The organism is Bacteroides reticulotermitis JCM 10512, from assembly GCF_000517545.1.
Lineage (GTDB): Bacteria > Bacteroidota > Bacteroidia > Bacteroidales > Bacteroidaceae > Bacteroides > Bacteroides reticulotermitis.
In genome coordinates, this window is the sequence record NZ_BAIV01000006.1 from 115,612 (window position 1) to 134,308 (window position 18,697).

The window sequence follows — 18,697 nt, forward strand, 5'->3', positions numbered from 1 at the left end:
ATCTATTTGTTGATTACCATCCGAAGGCATCTTCCGCCATCCATTTACTTTGTGCCTTCAATACTTGCTCCACAACGTCACGACCGCATCCATATCCTCCTTCAACATGAGAGATATACTTGGAAACAGCTTTAACTTCTGCCGCAGCATCTTTGGGACAACAGGGCAGACCACACTCCTTCATCACTTCGATGTCCGGAATATCATCACCCATATAGAGAATTTCTTCATCAACTAATCCGTATTTATCGCGAAACTCCCGATAGTCGTGTATCTTAACGGCAGAACCCATATAAAGATCTGTAACACCCAGACCGGCAAAACGAAGACGCACAGCTTCTGTCCGTCCACCGGTAATGATAGCAATACGGATTCCTTGCTTAACAGCCAACTGAATGGCATAGCCATCTTTGATGTTGACGGTACGCATCGGCTCTCCCGAAGGATGGAGTGGTATGGTTGTCGAACTCAGTACGCCGTCCACATCGAAAGCTAGCGCTTTGATACGGGATAAATCATAATTGATGGTGCTCATGAATACTTTTACTTATTAGTTTATAAATATCTTGCACGGCCGGATCATCATCCAGCATCGCAAGATGTTTGCGAATCACATTCTCGTCATAGCGCATAGCCGGACCGGTTTGCGCATCACGAGGAGATAATTCGTGCACTTTACGGGCTGTTTCATCAATCAAAGGAAGCATGGCGTCAAACGGTAGGTTGTATTTCTCCAACAAATCAGCCGCCAACGCATACATATGATTGGTAAAGTTGCAGGTAAAGACCGCCGCCAGATGCAAGCTTTTCCGTTGTTCGGAGGTTGCTTCATAGACCTTATCGGAAAGAGTTGCGGCGATTGTCTTCAACATTTCCGTATCTTCTGCCGAAGCTGCTTCAATGAAAAACGGAATCTCTCGAAAACTCACTTCCCGTTGTTTGCTGAAAGTCTGCATTGGATAAAAAACACCGTAACGTTTCGCATATCCTTCCCAAAGATTCATGGGAATACTTCCTGCCGTATGTACAAATAAGGCATCCGCCTTTCGGCTGGTAATCTGTGGAAGTAGCTCGACAAAAGCGGTATCTTTCAGCGAGACGATATACAGTTGGGCATTATCCGCAAGCTGTTGTAAGTCTGTGGTGTAGGTGGCTTCTATGGTTTCGGCCAATGCACGGGCGGATTCTTCCGTACGGCTATAAACCTGCATGATACGAAAACCTTTTCGATACAAAGCCTTCGCCAGATTTGTGGCGAGGTTGCCGGCACCGACAAACACAATGGATGTATCTTCTATACTTCGCTTCATCGTTTCGACGCCCAGAATAAGGCTACTCCTATAATCAGTAATACCAATGGAAGTAAATAGCCGGAAAGAGTACCCAATAAGGAAATGACCATTCCGATATTCATAACCAACCAAAGTCCTAACAAGACAAAACCCACGGATTTGTCATTCTTAAATATAAGGAAACAGATGGAGGCATATAGCAACAGGTTGTCTTTATCCATAACCCAAGGCAATCCGATGGATGCGAAAGGATTAATTTATCGATCAGGAACAGTGCGCCAATGATCATAAAGGCGACAGCGGTAGCCCGATACGTATCTTTTTTATTGTTCGATTTTACAGCCGCCATTACTCTTTACCTCCAAATTTATTGAGATGTATTTTCTCCCACTGCAAATGCTCTTCATCAAAAGGTTTGCGTTCCATAGCTTTATGCCCGATGGCAATGACCGAAAGTACCTGCAACTGCAAAGGGATATCGAGAACGCCACGCACAAATTCGTCAGCCGGCATACCGTTAGCTGTAAAACGTTCGCGTACTTGTACCCAGCAACTGCCCAAACCTAAATCTTCGGCTTGCAACTGTATCATAATGGAGGCTATTGAAGTATCTTCAATCCACACATCGCTCGCCAACGGATCGGCTGTTACGACAATGGCTAAAGCTGCGTCAGCAATGAATGTAGCACTGTGTTCTTTGCAGTGTGAGAGTGTTTTCAAGGTCTCTTTATCGTCTACTACGACAAACTGCCAACTATTTGTACGTTTGGATGTGGGCGACATTAAAGCCGCTTTCATCAATGTGACTACCTGATCTTGTGTTAACTCTTCTTCGGTAAACTTCCGCATGCTGCGGCGATTCTTGATTAGTTCGCTAAAATCTTTCATAATTCACTTACGGTTCGTAATTAGTATTTGCAAAGATAGGGAATTCCCTGATAAAACAGAGCAAAGACATATTTTCCACATACAAAAATGAGCAAAGTATTTATCACTCCGCACAGTAAAACGTAGTTTACATTTGTTCTTTGTTCCTATAACTAAGGAGCGTAACAGGTAGTAACGCTACACGATTCGGGTCAATTCTCCTGTCAAAGAATCAATGATAAAGCCATATACTTTCACGTCATTTGGAATCAGAGGGTGCGTGACAATGGAATTGACTGTTGCCTTTACCGTCTTTTCAGTATCTTCAAAACCATCCAGCCAAGCATGGAAGTCGATTCCACAAAAACGAATCATATCGATGGTTTCGGGTGTGATTCCGCGAGCTATCATCTTCTCAATCATATCTTCACTATGCATGTGACAGGCTCCGCAATCGGAGTGGGCAATGACCATAATCTCTTCGACTCCTAACTGGAATACGGCAACAAGCAGACTGCGAATAACACTTCCGAAGGGATGCGAAATAATACCTCCGGCATTCTTAATCATCTTGGCATCTCCGTTCTTTAATCCCAGGGCAGCGGGTAGTAAAGCGGTCAGACGGGTATCCATGCAAGAGATGATGGCAATCTTTTTATCCGGGAACTTGGTCGTTATATACTCCTTATATCCTTTATTTTCAACGAACTGCTTATTATAAGCTAATATCTTTTCTAACATGACTTATCTCTTAAGGTTGGTAATGCACAAAAGTAAATAAAACATGGTATCTAACACAAGAAAAGCTCTTTTGTTTTTCACATCTACGTTTCGGAAGTTATTTATTATAAAGAAAAGACTAGAACGACTACGCATACAAACAGAAAAAGGGAGCAAAGATCAACTTTACCCCCTTTCCTTTGAAGAGTATAATAATTATTTATTAATATCCTGGGTTCTGTCCGAACTCTGCAGGGTTATTAATCGTTTCCAGATACTTGGTCGGAATAGGACGCAAGTAATATTCTTTCTTGAATGTAGTGGCAGCACGCTTATTGTAATCAGCCAAACGAGTTTCGAAAGCATGATTACGTTTCAGCAAATACCAACGTCCACATTCACCGCAAAGTTCACGTGCATATTCATCAAATACAAAATCCAAATCAACATCCGACTGGCTAACGCTATATGCGCCCGAACGTGTACGAAGTTCGTTCAGGTATTTATAAGCATCACCTTTATTTAAACGCACAGAGGCTTCGGCAGCAATCAAGTAAACTTCCGCCATACGCATCACCATTACATCAAGCGTTTTACGTTGCGCGTCTCTACCTACATACTTATTGCCCGGCATATTGAATTTAGACAGGGCCGGATAGATAGACAACCACAAAGCACTGTTAGCCGCAGGCTTGTCATATACCGCTCTCGCCGTACCATTCTCGTCGTAAAGTTCAGATACGTTGAGTACCAAGCCGGGGTATTGTGCTTTTTCCGCATCGGTCAAGGTCTTCAAAGAACAGTAAATAGCGTACTGATGAGCTTCCGAGGGACTAAGCGGTATAGCTGGATGCAGAATGTTACCTTCGGTTTTGTCCTGCGTAGTTTTAGCGGTTCCGTTGGCATTCCAAATAGCCAACTGACAATAGTTAGCATCGGCCGTGTTGTTGGACTCCAAGTTGAAGTGAGGATAAACTGTCTTTCCGATATTCGAAGCAGGAATACCAAACTTATCACTTAGTTTAGTGGTAATTTCTTTCGCACATGCAGTTCCTCCGTACTCATAGGTTGCTCCCCAAGCAGGAATAGAATATGAAGAGTAAGCAGAGATAAAGGAGTAGCGATAACGGCTGTCATTCATATCATCCGCAAAGCAGTCCATCAGGTATTTAGATGGCAAAAATATGGTACTGTTAGGACGACCGTATACGAAGTTGGACGTTTTATCAACCAAACCTAAGTCAGTGTACGTACCCAATGCAGGCAAGAAGTGACGGAACATTTCACTCTGGGAATAATTACCATTTGTGTAAGCGTCCGAGTTTCTCTCCGCACCGGCAGCGATAAATAAGGCTTCCTTATTGTTACGGTTGTTGTTTTCATTAAAGACATCGGCAAACGCGGAATACATCTCCCATCCATAAGTTGCCTGATTCTGAATCATCGATGTAGCTGTGTCATAAGCTTTTTCCAAATAACTTTTGCCATCGGTATCTACCAATTCATATCCAGCTCCGTTAATATACGCACGAGCCAACAATCCCATAGCCGACTTCTTCGTCACACGGCTATAATAATCGCTGAAGCTTACCGGCAAGTATTGAACGGCAAATTTCAAATCTTCAATAATAGCGGCATAGATCTCAGGTACCGTAGAACGCTCGGCACTGAAAGAGATATTATCGCTATCAGCAGCTTTCAACTGCAAAGATACATTTCCGAACTGCTCAACAAGGTTCATATAGTAATAAGCACGCAAGCATCTGGCTTGTGCCACACATTCTCTGATTTCTTCCTCGCCACCTGTTACATTCGTCGCACCATCTACTACGATGTTACAGCTATTGATGCACAAATAGGAGTACTGCCATACCTTATAATAATAGCTATCATCGGTCTTCATGCTGTTGTAACTATGGTAACGCTGATAACTGGAACCGGACTTAGGCTCTTCCCAAATATCCGTACCGGCTTCGGTACAAACCAGGTAGTCACTACTCTGGTAGAGATTGTTAATCAGCGCTGTATAGCAAGAGTTAACAAATGATTTATACGTTTCCAAGGTATAAGAACCGTCGGAAAGCTGACCTGAATTGTTGGGGTTAAATTCATCAAGATCGCAAGACCCCAATGAAAGAACGCCAGCAAAAAACAAAACTAAAGTATATATTTTTTTCATGTCGTTGTTATTTAGAAAGTTAAATTAAGACCAAATACAAAATCACGTGATAATGGGAAGTCGATACTACCATTCATTTCCGGATCATAGTTCTTCACATACTTATTGGGCGAGTAAGTGAATAGATTGGTCATTGTTGCATAAACTCTCAAATTGCCTATACCCAAACGTTTAACCAGATTGTCGGGTAATGTGTAACCCAATGTCAGATTTTTAAGTTTAAAGAAAGAGCCGTCTACATAGTGCATAGAATCATATCCCTCATAAGCACTTCTATCTTTGGATTGGTCGATGGCATAGAACAATACATTCTGATCAGCCTCAATCGTCTTATCATAATAAGTAAAGTACGTAGGAATGTTATAATCCGGATTTGGTGAGTATTTTCCGATCACCTTCCCATAATTCATCATTTGTCCCCAACGTGCGTAGAAGAATACAGACAGATCAAAGTTTTTGTATTTGAAATCATTCTTGAAGCCCATAGTCCAGTCCGGAGTAGTATGTCCAATCACCTGACGGTCATAGTCTGCACGTACCTTATACGGATTCTCAGCATTGATATCTACGCGTTCCCCATCAGGATTGGTATAGTAATATCCGGCTCCGTCTTGTTTAACACTCGGCAGATCTAACTTGATATCACCTGGTTCACAACCGAACAAAGCAGCGTTTTCTCTTTCACTATATTGCCAAACACCAAGTACTTTGTATTTGTAATAAGAACCTACAGCCTCGCCAACTTTGAATACCATATCTCCCTTTTGTGCGCTAAAAGCCATATCTTGTCCGTCGATCAACGTTTTAATTTTCTCCTTGTTCGCCGTAAATGTCACAGTAGAATTCCAAGTGAAGTCTTTCTTCACAATGTTACGCGAGTTTATGCCAAGCTCAATACCACGGTTCTCTGTTCCGGCAGCATTCTTATTCATTTTATAAGGAGTCGTTCCGCTATAATTTCCCATAATGGAAGACGGAAGAGACTGTGCGATAATTACGCCTTTCGTATTTGTTTTATACAGGTCCAAGGTCATATCGATCCGGCCATTTAGGAAGCTGGCGTCAATACCAAGGTTCCAATCATGTGTTTTCTCCCATGTCAGATTGCGATTGGTTATATATTCCGTAAATTTAGCCGATGGTACAGTCTGCCCACCCAAAGAGGTTGTTACGTTTTCCATAGAAGCCATAGAAGTGTATTCGCTGATACCGGCATTGGTTCCGGCAACTCCATAACCTACACGTATCTTCAGATTATCCAACCAATTTCTAGTTCCTTCCATGAAAGCTTCATCCGAAATTCTCCATCCTCCGGATACAGCAGGGAAAATATTCCATTGCTTACCTTTAGCCAAACGTGAACTTCCGTCATAACGTCCTGATGCCGAGAATAAGTATTTTCCTTTATAAGAATAGTTGATACGTCCAATCAATCCCATTCCCTTCGACATAAGGTATTTACTGCTCAGACTCTTGTTGTTCGCATTTTGCAAAGCATACCACGACATATCATTAGTCGCAGGATTCTCTCCATAAATATAATATTCTTCGCTCTGATTGTAATTATAAGAAGTTACCCCTGTTACAGTCAGGTCGTGAACCTCGTTAAACGTTTCATGGTACGTGATAATGTTTTCCCACTTATAATTATAACCTGTTCCGTTATTAACCGAACCGTATGGAGTCGTACTTCCTTTCAAAACATTATAAGAGCCTTCTCCCATAAATTTACCCGAACGGGAATTTGAATAGCTACCACCCAGTTGTGTTCTAAACGACAAGGTTTTCATCGGTTTCCACTCAATGTATGTATCGACATAAGCTTTCCCAGCCTTTGTGCTGTTTTTAAAGACCCCATCTTGTTCGTCAGCCAACGGACTCGGATCCGCCGATGAACCTGCTATCGGGAAATCATTGATTGTACCGTCATCTCCATAAGCACGCCCCAACGGAGTAGCAAATAGAGCGGTTTCCAACACACCACTACGTGAGTTCTTGTTTGTAAAAGAAGCCTGCACATTAATACCGGCATTGATCCATTTATTAATTTCCTGATCTACGCGAACACGTGTTGAGTATACTTTATAATTATCGTTCTTATACATACTTTTCTCATCGCTGTAGTTCAGAGAGAAGTAGGCTTTTGTTTTCTCAGTACCACCGGTAACAGAAAGGCTATAGTTTTGCTTCAAACCGGAATGTAATACCTCATCCGCCCAATCGACCCATTGGTTATTTTGAATCGCATCATAGCGCTCGCCGAATATTTCCTCCAGATTAGTAGTACCTACTAATTTATAGGAATCGGTCACGTATTGGATATAAGAATCTCCCGAACGCATCTTGGGCTTCTTTGCTCCTAAAGAAGTTCCGGCATAGGTATTAAAGTTTATGACCGGTTTACCGGCTTTTGATCCTTTGGTAGTTACAATAATAACACCATTCGCACCACTCGACCCGTATATTGCTGTCGAAGAGGCATCTTTCAAAACCTCGATAGACTCAATATCGTTGGGGTTCAGTGTTGAAATATCACCCGGCATTCCGTCAATGATGTAAGTCGGATTAAAGGAGCTGGAAGATATATTTCCATCTTTATCAACCTGCAATGAACGAGTACCACGAAGTTGTATAGTTGGCGAAGCACCTGCCTGCCCTGAAGATTTCGTAATATCCAAACCCGCAACTTTACCTTGCAAAGCATCCATCGGATTAGCTCCCGGATTTCTCGTAATATCTTCTGCTTTTACAGAAGCAACGGCACCGGTAAGGTCACGCTTCTTCACAGTACCATACCCAATCACAACTACCTCATCCAGTGTTTTTGTGTCCGGAGTCATCTTGATATTCAAGGGCGCATTTCCACTGACAGTTACAGTTTCGTCTTTGTACCCGATATAAGAGATAACGAGTTCTTTTTTTCCCGCAGGGAGATCAACCGAGAACTTACCGTCAAAGTCAGTAATCGTACCGGTAGTAGTTCCTTTCACTAGAATGGAAACTCCAATCAAAGGAATACCATTTTCATCAATAATTGTTCCTTTTACATTTTTTGTTTGTGTAATGGCTTGTGGAGCAATATTATCCACACCTTTTTCCGCATAAACAGATAGCAGTGGCGCTGATAATAAAGAAAGCCCTAAGATCATGGCCGCACGTCTGGAATACGTTTGCCATGCTTCAATAAAAGCATAATCTTTCATTCGTTTCAATTTAAAGTTAATATTAGTATATATTATACATCTTTTGCGAAGCCTCGCATCACTGTATAAATCACTTATCCAATATTAAGACGAGCCACCCCCAACGTTGTACTCAGAAGCCAATAAAAAAGAGAGCGTCACAATGGCTAAAGTGCGTTCTGGAGGGGGAAGAGGAGATCGTTTCTACGGTCAGAATATAGGCCAATCAACAATCTAATACGCGGAAAAGGAGTAGAAATCAAACACTTAAAAGTAAGCATGAGAATTGTTTTATGACCCAATAAGTTATTAATTTCTTTGTATTTTGCTGAATATTAGAAAATAAATGTAAATTTGCCATTCTATGCCACTTAAACTGACTACATATTATCGCGGAGAAGATATTCCAGAGTTACCTGGGAAAAACACATTCCACTCCAAAGAGTTGTTTCATATCTATGAAGCGACACCGGGATATACACCTGTTCTTATTGTAGCATTCGACAAGGATCGCCCAGTAGCAAGGTTATTGGCTGCTATCCGCAAATCAAAAAGATGGCTACCCGCTTTTCTAGTCCGCCAATGCATAGTGTATGGTTCCGGCGAATTTCTGGACGAGAGCCTTGCCAACGATAAAGAAAAGGAAGAAGAGGTGTTTGGTGAGATTCTGAAAAGCCTGACTCAAGAAGCAGCGCGTAAATGTGTACTGATTGAATTCCGTAACTTAGATAATGCCATGTTCGGGTATCGTTTTTTTCGTGCGAACCAATTCTTTCCGGTAAACTGGCTTCGAGTACGCAACTCACTGCATAGTTCGAAAAGTGCGGAAGCTCGTTTCAGTCCGTCTCTCTCCGACAAATAAAAAAGGGCTAAAGAATGGAGCCAAAGTAGAAGAGACTAACTCCCCTGAGGATATTAAAGCCTTTTCGAAAATGCTGCATAAAGTATATTCTTCTCGCATACGCAGGTATTTCCCGAACAACAACTTTTTCAATCACATGGATAAATGGTTGATAAAAGGTAGCCACGGAAAAATATTCGTTGTGAGATACAAGGAGAAAATCATAGGAGGATCTGTTTGTATATACTCAGACGACAATGCCTTTTTATGGTTTTCCGGAGGAATGCGAAAAACATATGCCCTGCAATACCCTGGGATCCTAGCTGTATGGAAAGCTTTAAATGATGCTCACGAGCGAGGATACCGCCACATGGAGTTCATGGATGTGGGACTACCATTTAGAAAACATGGTTATCGTGACTTCGTTCTCCGCTTTGGCGGCAAACAAAGCAGTACTCGCCGGTGGTTCCGAATCAGCTGGTCATGGCTCAATAAATTAATGATAAAATTCTATGTCTAAAAAGAGTATTTAGACAACTCTATTCGAATACTTTTCATCGCCGTTTATCACCCCATTCTTTCTCATAACCGAGATATAATCAGAAACTTAAAGATTAATCTCCATACTCAAGAAAGAGGATATAACACCGCTTACGCTTCTCTCAAGGGAATCAGACCGAACACACCATTTTCTTTGTCCATCCAGCAGCTTAAATTAATTGCATAAATATTTCTTTATTAAGCAAGAATTGATTTCCTTTGTGCTGTTTTATGCTATGCAGGCACATGTTTAAACTCAAATTAAAAAAGATAATTATGAAGATTTCACACATCGAGCATCTAGGTATCGCTGTAAAAAGCATCGAAGAAGCCCTTCCGTATTATGAGAATGTATTAGGTTTGAAATGCTACAACATCGAGACTGTGGAAGACCAGAAGGTACGAACCGCCTTTTTGAAAGTAGGCGACACTAAAATTGAACTTCTGGAACCAACTTGCCCCGAAAGTACAATCGCTAAATTTATAGAAAACAAAGGAGTAGGTGTTCACCACGTTGCGTTTGCCGTAGAAGATGGCGTAGCCAATGCATTGGCAGAAGCTGAGAGTAAAGAAATTCGTCTGATTGACAAGAGCCCCCGTAAAGGCGCCGAAGGATTACAGATAGCTTTCCTTCACCCAAGTCTACCTTAGGTGTACTGACCGAACTCTGTGAACACTAATCTTTAAAACTACCAAACAATAAGAAGTTATGAGTAATCAACTTGAAAAAATTAAAGAGCTTATTGAGCGTCGCGCCATTGCACGTATTGGCGGCGGCGATAAAGCAATTGCGAAACAACACGAGAAAGGTAAATATACGGCTCGCGAACGGATAGCTATGCTATTGGATGAAGGAAGCTTCGAAGAAATGGATATGTTCGTAGAACATAGATGTACTAACTTCGGCATGGAGAAAAAACACTACCCGGGTGATGGTGTAGTAACCGGCTGTGGAACAATTGAAGGTCGTTTGATATACATCTTCGCACAAGACTTTACTGTTTCAGCAGGTTCTCTCTCAGAAACCATGTCGCTGAAAATCTGTAAAGTCATGGATCAAGCCATGAAAATGGGTGCTCCTTGTATCGGTATCAATGACTCGGGTGGCGCACGTATCCAGGAAGGTATCAATGCACTTGCAGGATATGCCGAAATCTTCCAAAGAAACATTCTGGCTTCAGGAGTTATTCCTCAGATTTCAGGGATCTTTGGCCCATGTGCCGGAGGTGCGGTATACTCTCCTGCCCTAACCGACTTTACCTTAATGATGGAAGGTACTTCTTATATGTTCCTTACCGGACCGAAAGTAGTGAAGACTGTGACAGGTGAAGATGTTAGTCAGGAAAATCTGGGAGGTGCCAGTGTACACTCAACCAAATCGGGCGTGACTCATTTTACAGCTACTACCGAAGAAGAAGGCCTTGCATTGATTCGCAAACTATTAGGCTTTATTCCTCAAAATAACTTAGAAGAACCCCCTTATCTAGATTGTACCGATCCAATCGACCGTCTGGAAGACTCATTAAATGAAATCATCCCCGACAGTCCTAACAAGCCATACAATATGTACGAAGTAATAGGTGCAATTGTAGACAATGGCGAATTCCTTGAAATTCAAAAAGATTATGCAAAGAATATCATTATCGGTTTTGCCCGCTTCAACGGACAATCAGTAGGTATTGTTGCCAATCAACCACAATATTTAGCCGGTGTACTTGATAGCAATGCTTCGCGTAAAGCCGCACGTTTCGTTCGCTTCTGCGACGCATTCAATATTCCACTCGTATCGTTGGTAGACGTTCCGGGTTTCTTACCGGGTACGGGACAGGAATACAACGGAGTAATTCTGCATGGTGCCAAACTGCTTTATGCTTATGGAGAAGCTACGGTACCTAAAGTAACGGTAACTTTACGCAAATCGTACGGTGGTTCACACATTGTGATGAGTTGTAAACAACTTCGTGGTGATATGAACTATGCATGGCCTACAGCCGAAATTGCGGTAATGGGTGGTGCAGGAGCCGTAGAGGTATTGTATGCGAGAGAAGCCAAAGAGCAAGAGAATCCGGTTCAGTTCCTGGCAGAAAAAGAAGCGGAATACACCAAATTATTTGCTAATCCTTATAATGCAGCCAAATACGGTTATATCGACGACGTTATCGAACCGCGTAATACTCGTTTCCGTGTTATCCGCGCTTTGCAACAATTGCAGACTAAAAAACTGATAAACCCAGCAAAGAAGCATGGTAATATTCCATTGTAATCGAACTTAATTTATTAAAACAAGAATGATTATGAACAAAACCAAAATCGGAATATTCTTTTCTTTGTTACTGATGCTTGGTTTGTCTTTCTTCCAAGAAGGAAACTCAAGCAATAAGCTGGCGTTGAACGAAGTGCAAATGGATACCAAGAGCAACCTCCAAGACGACGGGCTTCACAGTACATGGATTGAAACATTCAACATTTCTTCATATAGCAGCTCCGAATCAGCTGTTACTCCAAGTACAAACGATGAAACAGCCGGACGTTGTCTGAAAGTTGAAAATTACGGGCAATATACCGAAGCAGGTATCGGAATGTCCGCTTCGACAATAGCAATCGTATTTGTCGGATTGATTCTTCTATTCATTGTCTTTAAAATTATTGGTAAACCTGCCAACCGCACAAGTAACCCGAATGCGTCGAAAGCCGTAGATACTGACAAACAGTACGAAGCTGTACAACAGCCATCGGAAGAAGCACAAGGTGAGGTTTATGCAGCGATAGCAATGGCTTTGCACGAAATGCAAGAAGAGGAAGTACATGACGTAGAAGAAACAGTACTAACTATCACTCGCGTAAAACGCAGCTATTCGCCATGGAGTTCTAAAATCTACACGTTGCGTGAAACTCCTCACAGAAAGTAATTCACTCCTTAATAGTAAAAACGATGAAAGAATATAAATATAAAATCAACGGTAACTTATACAAAGTAACCATCGGAAATATCGAAGATAATATTGCTCAAGTAGAAGTGAATGGTACCTCCTACAACGTAGAATTGGAAAAGCAACCCGTTAAGAAAGTTGTTAAGCCAGTTGTACGTCCGGTACCTACTACGCCTGCTCCACCGACCACACAAGTCGTAAAGCCAGCCGCCCCGGTAAGCAAATCAGGTGTTAAGTCTCCGCTACCAGGCGTAATTCTCGATATCAAAGTCAACGTAGGCGATAGCGTAAAGAAAGGACAGACTATACTTATCCTAGAGGCCATGAAAATGGAGAATAATATCAATGCCGATAAGGATGGTAAAGTGACTGCTATCAATGTAAGCAGAGGTGACTCTGTGCTTGAAGGAACCGACCTGATAATTATCGAATAAAGTATAGGAGCCAACTTACCAGCTAACGATTAAGCTTGTTCCCCGGATTTATGCCGGATTGATAAACATCGTGCTTCTGAGTATATGGTAATGGCTTTTATCGGTAGATATTACACGCACTTGGTTTTCGTTAACTAACGATACAAGCGTTTATAAGAAACGATGCGGATGTTTATAATAAACGTTCGCATCGTTTCTTATAAATGTTCTCTACACTTTCCCGACTACTCCCACAAGTGTGTCACTGGATTCCCTACCAATTTATTAATATTCCTTTTCTGCTCTCTCCTCGAAGCTGTTTGGCTTCTTCATCAATTTAGATGCAAGTCTGTTTCCCCAGACATCCACTCCCCCTCCCCCTACATACAAGAAAAAATATTTTATCTCTCATAGTCTCATCATTTTTCAATTAACAATCGAACAATCAACACATTAGACAATGAGAGATACTTTCAAAAAGAGGTATCTCTCATCATTTTCTCGCATTTTCACCCCTTTTTGGAGGTATCTCTCATGTTTTTTGAAGGATCTCTCATTCATTTTAGGTGCATTTTAGTGATACAATCTAGGGGAATAGACTCATCTACAAACTAATTAATCGGTAAGACACGCAATTGAAACAAGTGATGGAATGTAAACAGATGTCTAGCCATGGTCACTTTTTGCTATAAACACCTGATTGATAGTTTGATGTATTGCGTCTACTTTTCTCAGACTGATCTATCCAATACATAATACTAATTTCCAGAGGCTATGTACTTGGCAAAAATCTCCCAGCAGATAGTAGTAATCAACTAGTAAAAGGCATTTTTTGCCATTACATTTCCTGTTCCACATCTGTGGAACAGCTGACTCACATAATGTGGAACAGGTGTCGCACATATTGTGAAACGCCCGTCGCACATAATGTGGAACAGGAAATAAAAGGAAATAAACCTGAAAAAAGACTACTTAGATCCACTAATAGTTGCGCACAATACGGTTTAAGAAAAGACTTGTTTGGTAAATTGAATAGTCTGTTTTTTGAGAAGATGAGCAATAGCTATCGCTCATTGGAATAAAGTGATCCTAAAAAAAGAAGACGCAAAATAAGCAGCTGATATACTGAACGATATGCAAAAAAGTGATAAAGTCATGAGGTGTTGTATCATTGTGCAAAGTGCTTCTGTCAAGCCCCGCTGATAAAATTAGGAACACAGAAGAGCTACACGGATATTGTACAGTTTGCCAAAAGAGTCAAAACTTAAATAGTACTCAGGTAAAAAGAGAGATCCCATACTTCTGCAAGTGACCCTAATAAGCGCATAAAAAAAGAGGGCATATCGTTTTCAGATACGCCCTCTTCCTATTAATTATAGGTTGAGTTATTCAGCCAATTTGTTATCAGAGCCAAGTACACTCACAATTTTGTGCTTATACAGTTTCTCCATATTGTCACGAGCTGGGCCTAAATATTTACGTGGGTCGAACTCAGCCGGTTTTTCAGCAAACACTCTGCGTACAGCAGCAGTCATAGCCAAACGTGAGTCAGAGTCGATGTTGATCTTACAAACAGAAGATTTAGCTGCTTTACGCAACTCTTCTTCCGGAATACCGATAGCAGCTTTCAAAGCACCACCAAATTTATTGATTGTTTCCACTTCTTCTTCAGGAACAGAAGATGATCCATGAAGTACGATAGGGAAACCTGGAAGTTCTTTCATTACACCATCCAATACATCGAATGCCAAAGGAGGAGGTACCATGCGGCCAGTAACCGGGTCAACATGACACTGTTCCGGAGTGAATTTGAAAGCACCGTGAGAAGTACCAATAGAAATAGCCAAGCTATCGCAACCTGTTTTAGTTACGAAGTCTACCACTTCTTCCGGTTTAGTATATGTATGGTGTTCAGCAACTACGTCATCTTCTACACCAGCCAATACACCAAGTTCACCTTCAACAGTTACGTCGAATTGATGAGCATATTCAACCACTTTCTTAGTAAGAGCTACGTTTTCATCATAAGGAAGATGAGAACCATCGATCATTACTGAAGAGAAGCCTGAATCGATACAAGACTTGCAAGTCTCGAAAGTATCACCGTGGTCAAGATGAAGAACGATCTCTGGTTTTGCACAGCCCAATTCTTTTGCGTATTCAACAGCACCTTGAGCCATGAAGCGCAACAGAGTAGCGTTAGCGTATTGACGTGCTCCTTTAGAAACCTGAAGAATCACGGGTGATTTAGTTTCTGCAGCAGCCTTGATAATAGCCTGCAGCTGTTCCATATTGTTGAAGTTAAAAGCCGGGATAGCGTATCCACCTTTAATAGCTTTAGCAAACATTTCTCTAGTGTTTACCAGCCCTAAATCTTTGTAATTAATCATTTTGTTTAAAGTTTATTGTTAGTGAATAAAAATTCTACGCAAAAGTAAGCATTATCCTTCTAATAGCGAAGCCGGAAAAGAAAATATAGTAGAAAAAGCTTTAAATCGACGCCAATTATTTGAATAAAGAACCGGCTTAATATCAGATTGTAATGTCGAAATAGCAATAAAGGCTCTCTATTCGCGGAATTCACGCATGCAAAAGATAAGCTAAAAAGCCTAGTTGGCCGATATATAAGTAAAGGAACAGAGACCAAGGTCAGCGATCTTAAAACATATAGTAAAAAAGGTATCCGCAGACAAAAAACTGAATCTTTTTCAGCAAAACGTTTTCTTATTCAGGTAAATGCATTATCTTTGCGCCCTGAAAGTAACCATTACACTATTTCTTACCAAAATAGTACGAATATAATAATTTAAAAATTAGATACTGAAATGAAAAAAGGTATTCATCCAGAAAACTACCGTCCAGTAGTATTCAAAGATATGTCAAATGGTGATATGTTCTTGTCTCGTTCAACTGTAAACGCTAAAGAAGACGTTGAATTTGAAGGTGAAACTTACCCGTTGATAAAGATTGAAATTTCAAATACTTCTCACCCGTTCTATACAGGTAAATCTACATTGGTAGATACAGCCGGACGTGTTGACAAGTTCATGAGCCGTTACGGAGACCGTAAAAAGAAATAATTGCACTACTCAATAAGTGTAAAAAAAGAGAAGATGTCCCTTGGATATTTTCTCTTTTTTTTGTATATTTCGAACCAGAATCATTGAGTTCTCAAAACTAGTTCGTAATTTTGCGCCGTATTAGAACCAATACATTATGGTAAAATTTGATTCCCGCACATGGGTATCACGCGGAATAAGCGTTTTTCATTATTTAAAGAGTAAGTGTAATGCCTTTTGGAAGTGGTATAAACATCTCTTTCATCAAGCAAGTTGGTATAAAAAAGGCCTAGTTTCACTCACTACCTTTATTGCCTTATTTCTCATTTACCTGATCATGGTAGACGTAAACTTCTTATGGCTATTTGGTAAATCACCCAGTCTATCCAGCATCCACAACCCCGAGCAACCCATTGCCTCTGAATTATACAGTTCCGATGGAAAACTAATTGGAAAATTCTTTCGCGAGAATCGAACCCCGGTGAAATATGAGGAAATCTCTCCGGTGCTGATAAAGACCTTAATCAACACCGAAGATGAGCGTTTCTACCAGCATTTCGGCATTGACTTTCAAGGCGTATTTGCTGCTATCAAAGACATGATGCGTGGAGAAGCCCGTGGAGCTAGTACCATCACCCAACAGTTGGTCAAGAACATGTTCAAGGTGCGCTCCCAATACTCTACCGGACTACTTGGCAAGCTCCCCGGACTGAAATTATTGGTCATGAAATCAAAAGAGTGGATTACCGCGGTAAAGATCGAGTGCTTTTATAGCAAAGAAGAGATCCTGACGATGTACTTAAACACCGTCGACTTTGGCAGTAATGCTTATGGAATAAAGACAGCGGCATCCACCTACTTCCACACAACTCCTCAAAATATCACATACGAACAGGCGGCAACTTTGGTCGGACTCCTAAAAGCTACCACAACATACAATCCACGCCTCAACCCAAAGAATAGTTTAAAGCGTCGCAATGTAGTTTTGGAGAACTTACTTCAGCATAAAATTCTGTCGCGCGCAGAGTTTGATTCTTTAAAACAGATACCGATTCAGTTAAACTATAATATTGAAAGCAACTACAACGGTGAAGCTCTCTATTTCCGTGAAGCGGTAGCCAATGACTTACAAAAGTGGTGCAAAGAGAATGACAAAGACATTTATACCGATGGACTGAAAATATACACGACGGTCGACAGCCGCATGCAAAAATACGCAGAAGCTGCTGTAGATAAGCAAATGCGCATCGTACAACGAAACTTCGACAACCACTGGGGAAAACAGAACCCGTGGCGTGATCGTAATCATCAGGAGATACCTAACTTTATAGAGAACCTGGCAAAAAGCACAGTTTCCTACAAACAGTTAGAGCAGAAATTCCCCAATCAACCGGATTCTATTCAGTATTACCTGAATCTCCCCCACCGCCTTAAAGTATTTGATTATAATTTAGGCAGCCGAGATACAACTATTAGCACCATGGACTCCATTCGCTATATGGAGCGCTTCATGCATACCGGATTTGTTGCCATTGAACCACAAACCGGTTATGTAAAAGCCTGGGTGGGTGACGTCAATTTCAACTCATGGAAATATGACAAAGTAATTTCCAAGCGTCAGCCGGGATCGACTTTCAAGCTCTTTGTATATGCTGCCGGAATGGAAGCCGGTATGTCACCTTGCGATGAGCGTATCGATCAAAGTGTAGTATGGGATGTTATCGAAGACGGCAAACCTGCGCAATGGATTCCTCATAATGCCAATGGAGGAGCAACCGGTGACACGATGTCGCTGAAATGCGCGTTCGCCCAATCGGTCAACACCATCGCCGTGCAAGTAGCCAAAGAAGTGGGCATTCCCGCTATTGTGCGAACGGCACATGCAATGGGCGTTAAAACGCCTTTAGAGGAAACTCCGGCTATCAGCTTGGAGCTTCTGACGTCTCATTGCTCGAATTAGTAAATGCTTACACTACGCCGATCAATGACGGGCAATCTCATGATCCGGTTTTAGTTACCCGCATTGAGGACCAAAACGGGAATATACTTTATGAATACAAGGCTCCGCCCCCCACGCAAGCTATCCCCTATGAAACCGCTTTCCTTATGACTGAGATGCTAAAAGGAGGTATGACCGAACCCGGAGGTACATCAAAAGCTCTTTGGGCCTATGATCTTTTCCGATACGATACCGATTTTGGCGGTAAGACCGGTACATCTTCCAACCACTCCGACGCTTGGTTTGTAGGAGTAACACCTAAGCTAGTAGGCGGTGCATGGGTCGGTGGCGAACATCGTAGCATCCATTTCCGCACCGGAGAGCTTGGACAAGGAAGTCGTACGGCACTCCCTATCTTCGCTTACTTCATGGAGCAGGTTCTAAAAGATAAAGATCTTCCGCAATACCGAGGTAAGTTTCCGACCACTCCCAAAGAGAAAATAAGCAAACCATACGGTTGTAATGGAGATTATCGTCCGGTTCCGAGAGATACCGATTCTGTAGCAATCGTCTTGCCGGATAGTCTCATCGCCGACGAGGAAGAGCTGCAGAAGATCAATCTTAAAGATCATATTGAACAGAACCAATTAATCGAACAAAATAGTAAAACGATTCGAATACCTAGTAGATAAAAAAAGCCGATAAAAAGGACTGTCCAAAATAAAAAAAGACTAT

At 41.5% G+C, this 18,697-nt stretch carries 11 protein-coding genes and 4 pseudogenes; 7 read left to right on the forward strand and 8 right to left on the reverse strand.

Annotated elements, in window-relative coordinates:
- Positions 1-13: 13 nt before the first annotated feature.
- The 7 genes and pseudogenes from JCM10512_RS05205 to JCM10512_RS05235 form a co-directional block, all read right to left on the reverse strand.
- Positions 14-535, reverse strand: coding sequence for a KdsC family phosphatase (locus tag JCM10512_RS05205; protein WP_044161120.1), 522 nt, complete (start codon positions 533-535; stop codon positions 14-16).
- Positions 516-1,310 (reverse strand): Rossmann-like and DUF2520 domain-containing protein, encoded by a 795-nt coding sequence (locus JCM10512_RS05210; RefSeq protein WP_044161123.1) that lies wholly within the window; start codon positions 1,308-1,310, stop codon positions 516-518. The genes JCM10512_RS05205 and JCM10512_RS05210 overlap by 20 nt, the downstream gene beginning before the upstream one ends.
- Positions 1,307-1,641: pseudogene (locus tag JCM10512_RS05215) on the reverse strand (hypothetical protein). Before JCM10512_RS05215 ends, JCM10512_RS05210 begins: the two are co-directional and overlap by 4 nt.
- A complete protein-coding gene (locus JCM10512_RS05220; protein WP_044161126.1) occupies positions 1,641-2,180 on the reverse strand; it encodes a nitroreductase family protein in 540 nt (179 codons plus the stop codon). The pseudogene JCM10512_RS05215 and the gene JCM10512_RS05220 overlap by 1 nt, the downstream one beginning before the upstream one ends.
- 177 nt (positions 2,181-2,357) lie before the next feature.
- On the reverse strand, positions 2,358-2,900 hold the full coding sequence (locus JCM10512_RS05225; RefSeq protein WP_044161129.1) for a beta-class carbonic anhydrase: 543 nt from the start codon (positions 2,898-2,900) through the stop codon (positions 2,358-2,360).
- 202 nt (positions 2,901-3,102) lie between these two features.
- Complete coding sequence (locus JCM10512_RS05230; RefSeq protein ID WP_044161132.1) at positions 3,103-5,058, reverse strand: RagB/SusD family nutrient uptake outer membrane protein; 1,956 nt, start codon at positions 5,056-5,058, stop codon at positions 3,103-3,105.
- An 11-nt stretch (positions 5,059-5,069) separates the two neighbouring features.
- Entirely contained in the window at positions 5,070-8,261 is a 3,192-nt protein-coding gene (locus tag JCM10512_RS05235) for a SusC/RagA family TonB-linked outer membrane protein (RefSeq protein WP_044161233.1), read from the reverse strand.
- Between the two features lie 343 nt (positions 8,262-8,604).
- Here JCM10512_RS05235 and JCM10512_RS05240 point away from each other — a divergent pair.
- The 5 genes and pseudogenes from JCM10512_RS05240 (at position 8,605) to JCM10512_RS05260 (ending at position 12,985) form a co-directional block, all read left to right on the forward strand.
- Positions 8,605-9,601: pseudogene (locus JCM10512_RS05240) on the forward strand (GNAT family N-acetyltransferase).
- Between the two features lie 296 nt (positions 9,602-9,897).
- Positions 9,898-10,301 (forward strand): annotated as a pseudogene (mce, locus tag JCM10512_RS05245) (methylmalonyl-CoA epimerase).
- A gap of 29 nt (positions 10,302-10,330) precedes the next feature.
- The gene (locus JCM10512_RS05250; protein ID WP_044161135.1) at positions 10,331-11,884 is read left to right on the forward strand and encodes an acyl-CoA carboxylase subunit beta; all 1,554 of its coding nucleotides are present in this window, start codon (positions 10,331-10,333) and stop codon (positions 11,882-11,884) included.
- Positions 11,885-11,915: 31 nt separating this feature from the next.
- On the forward strand, positions 11,916-12,530 hold the full coding sequence (locus JCM10512_RS05255) for an OadG family protein (protein ID WP_044161236.1): 615 nt from the start codon (positions 11,916-11,918) through the stop codon (positions 12,528-12,530).
- 23 nt (positions 12,531-12,553) lie between these two features.
- Positions 12,554-12,985 carry a biotin/lipoyl-containing protein gene (locus tag JCM10512_RS05260; RefSeq protein WP_044161137.1) on the forward strand — a complete coding sequence of 144 codons (432 nt, stop codon included), beginning with the start codon at positions 12,554-12,556 and terminating at the stop codon, positions 12,983-12,985.
- A gap of 1,364 nt (positions 12,986-14,349) precedes the next feature.
- Here JCM10512_RS05260 and JCM10512_RS05265 read toward each other — a convergent pair.
- Positions 14,350-15,354, reverse strand: coding sequence for a class II fructose-bisphosphate aldolase (locus JCM10512_RS05265; RefSeq protein WP_044161139.1), 1,005 nt, complete (start codon positions 15,352-15,354; stop codon positions 14,350-14,352).
- A gap of 435 nt (positions 15,355-15,789) precedes the next feature.
- On the opposite strand from JCM10512_RS05265, the gene JCM10512_RS05270 reads away from it, so the two are divergent.
- Together JCM10512_RS05270 and JCM10512_RS05275 are read left to right on the forward strand one after the other, a co-directional pair.
- Positions 15,790-16,044, forward strand: a complete 255-nt coding sequence (locus JCM10512_RS05270) for a type B 50S ribosomal protein L31 (RefSeq protein WP_044161141.1) — start codon at positions 15,790-15,792, stop codon at positions 16,042-16,044.
- A 136-nt stretch (positions 16,045-16,180) separates the two neighbouring features.
- A pseudogene (locus tag JCM10512_RS05275) lies at positions 16,181-18,654 on the forward strand (transglycosylase domain-containing protein).
- Positions 18,655-18,697 lie beyond the last annotated feature (43 nt).